Origin of the sequence: Tianweitania sp. (assembly GCF_032053605.1) — a bacterium.
GTDB lineage: Bacteria > Pseudomonadota > Alphaproteobacteria > Rhizobiales > Rhizobiaceae > Tianweitania.
Genome location: NZ_DAMBUH010000002.1, coordinates 9,905 through 15,009, shown reverse-complemented (window position 1 = coordinate 15,009; position 5,105 = coordinate 9,905). Strand labels below are relative to the sequence as shown.

Sequence of the window (5,105 nt, the reverse complement as noted above, 5' to 3'; positions counted from 1 at the left end):
GGCAAGACCATGCCACGCGGATGGAGATCATTCGATCAAACAGCGGTGCCATCGCCGACGACGACCTTGCCGCCATCCTGACCCTGCGTGAGGAGGCATGGCAGAGCCATCTCGGTACACTGGATCCCCCATCCGCCGCGACGTTCGAAGAGCGTATGCGAACTGTCGATCAGTTCGCCCAAAAGCGCCTCGAACACTCCGCTGATCTTGCCGATCTGCGTTCCCATATCGGTGAAATAGCCCTCGCCGACGCCGCCATATCGCGCAATGGCGAGCTTCTGGGGGAGGCTAATGACGCGCTCGACTCGCTGCGCGATGAGATCCGCGACGCCATCCCAAGCGAGCTTGATCTTCCAAAGCAATCCCTCGCCACATGGTTGTCTCAGCTCGAACGCTGGCTGAAAAACCGCGCCGACGCCCTGTCCGCCTTTGACGATCTGCAGGACGCCCAAGGGTCCATCGCAACGGCAAAAACCGAGTTGAACCGAGAAGAACAGGGCCTCCGCACGCTTCTCTCCACCGCAATCGAAGCCGACGATCTACCCCTCCCTGCCCTCATCCAGCTGACCGAGACGACGCTCGCAAACAGCCTCGCCGATCAAACCCGCCGTGCCACGGCAGGTAAAAGGCTGAAGGAACTCGAAGGAGAGTTGTCCATCCGTAACAAGGGCTTGGACAAGGCCAGGCTCGCGGCCGAAAGCTGGGACGAGCGCTGGCAGTCCGCCCTCCGAGCAACCTGGTTTGCCGATCGGCGAGAGAGCCCCGGCGCCGTGCGAGAAATCCTCGATGCCCTGACGGATCTTCCCGCCACACTGCGCAGCCGCGCCGATATCCAGCACCGTATCGCCGCCATGGAAGCCGATCGCTCTGCTTTCGCCCAGCGCGTTTCCGACATCCATGCAGCACTCGGCGAGAGCTTTGACGCCAATTCTCCGCTGAGGGCCGCAAGGCAGCTCGCCCAGCGCTTCGAAGAAGCCAAAACGCTACTTGCGCGCCACCGCGAAAAGGAGCGCGACCTCACCCGCCTCCAGGACGAGCGCTCCGCCCTCAACGAAGACCTGGCATTGCACCTCTCGCGGAAGGCTGAACTCACGACCTTCTTCGAGGTCGAAACCCTGCAGGATGTCTCGGCAGCACTCGATCACTCCTCGGAGCGGAGCCGCCGCTTGGATCAGCAGCGCAAGCTCGAAAACCAGATCCTTGCCGAACTACAAGCAACGACGCTCGACGCCGCCCTCGGCACGCTAGCCGATCTCGACCTTGCCGAGCTGCAGCGCGAGCAGGCGGAACTCACCGCCCGCTTGGATGATCTCGATGAGCGCGGCAAGCATCTTTTTGCCGACAAAACCCGCGCGTCCGACAGGCTGGCAGCTGTCGGCGGCGACGACGCGGTGGCTCGCATCGAAAGCGAGCGCAAGACGGTTCTCCTGCAGGTCGAGGACCTCGCCTTGCGCTTTCTGCGTCTGCGAACGGGCGGGCTTTTGGCCGACCACGCCATCCGCGCCTATCGCGACAAACATCGCAGCGCCATGATGAACCGCGCGTCCGAAGCCTTCCGCATCATGACGCGGGACGATTACACCGGCCTTGCAACCCGGCCAGAAAAAAGCGGCGAAGTGCTAATCGGCCTATCGCGAAACGGCGGCTCAAAGCTTGCGACCGACATGTCCAAAGGCACCCGCTTCCAGCTCTACCTGGCCCTGCGCCTGGCCGGCTACGAAGAGTTCGCCAGCGCCCGCCCAGCCGTGCCCTTCGTCGCCGACGACATCATGGAAACCTTCGACGAACCCCGCTCGGAGGAGGTCTTCCGCCTATTCGGTGAAATGGCGTCCAAAGGGCAAGTGATCTATCTCACCCACCACCGCCACCTCTGCGACATCGCTGCCCAGATGGTGCCCAGCGTTCGCGTTCATGAATTGGCTTGAGCTTTCACTCAGGAGACGGCAGAAATCTCCTGCCAGGCATTATAGGCTGAGAGAACCGTCTGCATCTGCGCTTCGTGACCGAGCCGAAACGCATCGCCATAGATCGTTTCGTCGGGATATTCGGTGATCAGCGTCACCGGCACCTTGTGGCGCAGGTCTTCAGTCACCGTGACGGGAAAGCCGTGCAGGACCTCGAAGCCGAGTTCGCCGGCGTGGATGCGGTAAAGGTCGATCTGCTTTTCGTTGAAGGCGACCAGTCCCGGCACTTCGGCCAGCTTCGCGGTGACAGTGCGCACCAATTGCCAGGATTGTTCGGCAAAGCCGGGCTGATGGCGGATGACCAGGAAGAAGCCTTTCGGCACCGTCCACAGCGCGAAGTTGCGCGGGATGTAGCCGGTCATCGGCCGCGTCCACTCATGCGCGGGATAGCCGTGCAGATTGACATGGAGACCCGGTTGCGCGCGGGCAACGAACGCCTCGCGCGCTGAGCGCTCATGCAGCGGCTCGGCTTCGCGATATTCCAGATCGTCGCCCAAAGCCGTGTAGCGCGCGGCATGCAGCATATGGCGGGGCTGTGTTTCCCGCAGCTCGGCGCACAACGCATAGCCGTCCGGGTTTTCCAGCGGTAGAACGGCGAAGTGCGCTGCCTTGCGGCGCGAGAGCGTATCGGCCGCCCGCAGGGCGCCGACCACGCCGGTCGGTTCATTGGCGTGCTGGCCGCCGGAGATCAGAACAAGAGCGTCCGATCCTTCGCGGTATCGCCCGACGATTGATCGGCCGCAAACAGATTCACCATCCAGCGGTTTCCCGCCGATCGACTGCAAAGCTTCATCGATGTCCGATGACGACAGCGGCTCGCCGGCAGTGTCGAGCGGGAGAGCGGAGAAGTGGGGCTCATCCCGGATCAGATGGATGCGCATCGCAATGGAGAGGCTCAGCGGCCCATCGTAAAACCGGATGTCCGGCACAATGCGGCCGGGCTGAAGCCCGCGGTCGCCGGATGGGCGGCCAGAGCGCGCCTGGAAAATTTCCAGCCCGGAGAAGTAAAGATCCTCGTGCAGGGCTTCGGTCAGGCTGATGGCTTCTTCACCGAAGGCGAGCGGTTCATCTGGAAAGGGCAGACTTGCTTCGATCCGCAATTCTTCGAAGAACGGCTCGGTGCTGCCCCAGCTATGCCCCGCGATTTGCGCTATGGCCGTTTCAAACAGGATCTCGAAATCGGTCTCGAGCCGTCCATCTTCGATGGTCTGGCCGTCGCGACTGACGCGCAGCCAGCCGGTGGGGGAAAGCACCCGCGCGCCGGTGTGATCGACATGAACGCGGTTCGGCGCTTCAACGACTGTGGTGCGCTCAGATCCCTCTCGGCCGGTGACCGTCACTTTGTAATGCAGCCCATCGTCGCTCCGCGGCGTGAAGGTGATCGGCACCTGGATCAGACCGGCAAGCGGATAGGCTTCGAGCAGGAAACGCCGCTCTTCAGCGTCGGCATGTACGGGATAGGTGACGGCGACAGACCCAGCGCCGGTCAGATCGATGTCTTCAAGGAAGGCCTGAACCAGCGGCTTGTACGCCGAGCGCAGCCGCGCTTTCACTCCGCTCGCGGCAAGCATTGCCTCAGCAGCACGGCGAGCGGCCTTGCCCTCGAACAGCCAGGCCTCGATCTGCGTATCCGTCGCGCCCTCGAAGCGGGCAAGAAGCGCGTCCAGCGTGCGGGGAAAGCTTTGCGAGAAGGAAAGGGTCATTGCCTTGTCCGTCCGGTTGGATCGAGGCGGTCGCGCAGCCAGTCGCCGAGAAGGTTGAGGCCGAGCACGGTCAACAGGATAGCGAGGCCCGGAAACACGCTGACCCACCAGGCCGTTTGCAGATAGGTGCGGCCATCCGCGAGCATGCCGCCCCAGGACGGCGTCGACGGATCGACGCCAAGACCGAGGAAGGTCAGGCTCGATTCAAGCAGGATGTTGGTGGCGACGTTCAGCGTGATCAGCACGATCACCGGCCCAAGCAGATTGGGCAGAAGGTGATGCCAGATCAGGTTGAAGTTGGACACGCCGAACGACCGCGCCGACAACACGAATTCGCGCTCCCGCAAGGCAAGCACCTGTCCGCGCACAAGCCGGGCATATTGCACCCATTGCGACACGATCATCAGCATGATGATGTTGAACAAACCGCCGCCGAGGATAGCGATGAAGGTGATGGCCAGCAGGATGAAAGGCAGCGCCAGCTGGACGTCGGCGAAGCGCATGACGATCATGTCCCACACGCCGCGGTAGAAGCCGGACACCAGGCCCATGAAGACGCCGATGATCGCGCCGCCCGCGACCGAAAGAACGCCAACCAACAGCGAAATGCGCCCGCCGGAGATGACGCGACCAAGCACGTCGCGGCCCAGCGGATCGGTGCCGAGGATGTGGCTCCAATCGGTGAACGGTGCGCTCAGACGTGCGATGAGGTTCACGCCCATGCCGTTGTCGGGAAACAGCCAGGGCGACAGGATCACGGCCAGGCTGATGCCACCGACCAGCACGAGGCCGGCAACCAGTTCAAAGGAGCGGAACACGGACGCGCTGCGCTGCGGACGATCTGCGGTGAGGCTCAAGATCCTACTCCGTGCGGATGCGGGGATCGACCAGCCCGTAGGCGATGTCGACGATCAAGTTCACAAGAACGATCAACAGCGACAGAACGACGATCACGCCCTGCAGCACGGGATAATCGCGGTCGGCCACGGCTTGAAAGGCCAGCGTGCCGAGCCCTGGCCAGTTGAACACGCGTTCCACCACCACGATGCCGCCCAACAACCCGCCGAACTGGATCCCAAGATAGGTGATCAGCGGGATCGCGCAGTTCCGCAGCGCATGTTTGTAAAGAACGATGGTCTCGGACAGCCCCTTCGCGCGCGCTACAGTCACATATTGCTGCTGCAACGTTTCAAGCATCGCGGTGCGCACCAGGCGCACATTGGTCGCGGTCAGGATGATGCCCATGGTGAGCGCGGGCATCAGGAAGCTTCGCCAGCCTTCCATGCCGCTCGGCGGCAGCCATTGCAGCGTGATGGAAAACACCAGCACCAGCATGATCGCCAGCCAGAAGTTCGGGAAGGACAGGCCGATCAGCGAAAGGACGCGGATGATCTGGTCGGGCCAGCGGCCGCGCTTAGTGGCAGATGCGATGCCCAGC

The 5,105-nt window shown here is 62.7% G+C and carries 4 protein-coding genes; 1 reads left to right on the top strand and 3 read right to left on the bottom strand.

The annotated features are described in order from the left end of the window. On the top strand, positions 1-1,925 hold a 1,925-nt coding region (locus RTX98_RS00760; protein WP_416223039.1), incomplete at its 5' end, for an ATP-binding protein. A gap of 8 nt (positions 1,926-1,933) precedes the next feature. Here the strand turns inward: RTX98_RS00760 and RTX98_RS00755 are convergent. The 3 genes from RTX98_RS00755 to RTX98_RS00745 all read right to left on the bottom strand — a co-directional run. Further along, positions 1,934-3,667 carry a peptidase M14 gene (locus tag RTX98_RS00755; RefSeq protein ID WP_312793923.1) on the bottom strand — a complete coding sequence of 578 codons (1,734 nt, stop codon included), beginning with the start codon at positions 3,665-3,667 and terminating at the stop codon, positions 1,934-1,936. Beyond that, complete coding sequence (locus tag RTX98_RS00750) at positions 3,664-4,524, bottom strand: ABC transporter permease (RefSeq protein WP_416223038.1); 861 nt, start codon at positions 4,522-4,524, stop codon at positions 3,664-3,666. The genes RTX98_RS00755 and RTX98_RS00750 overlap by 4 nt, the downstream gene beginning before the upstream one ends. Before the next feature lie 4 nt (positions 4,525-4,528). Beyond that, on the bottom strand, positions 4,529-5,105 hold a 577-nt coding region (locus tag RTX98_RS00745), incomplete at its 5' end, for an ABC transporter permease (protein ID WP_312793922.1).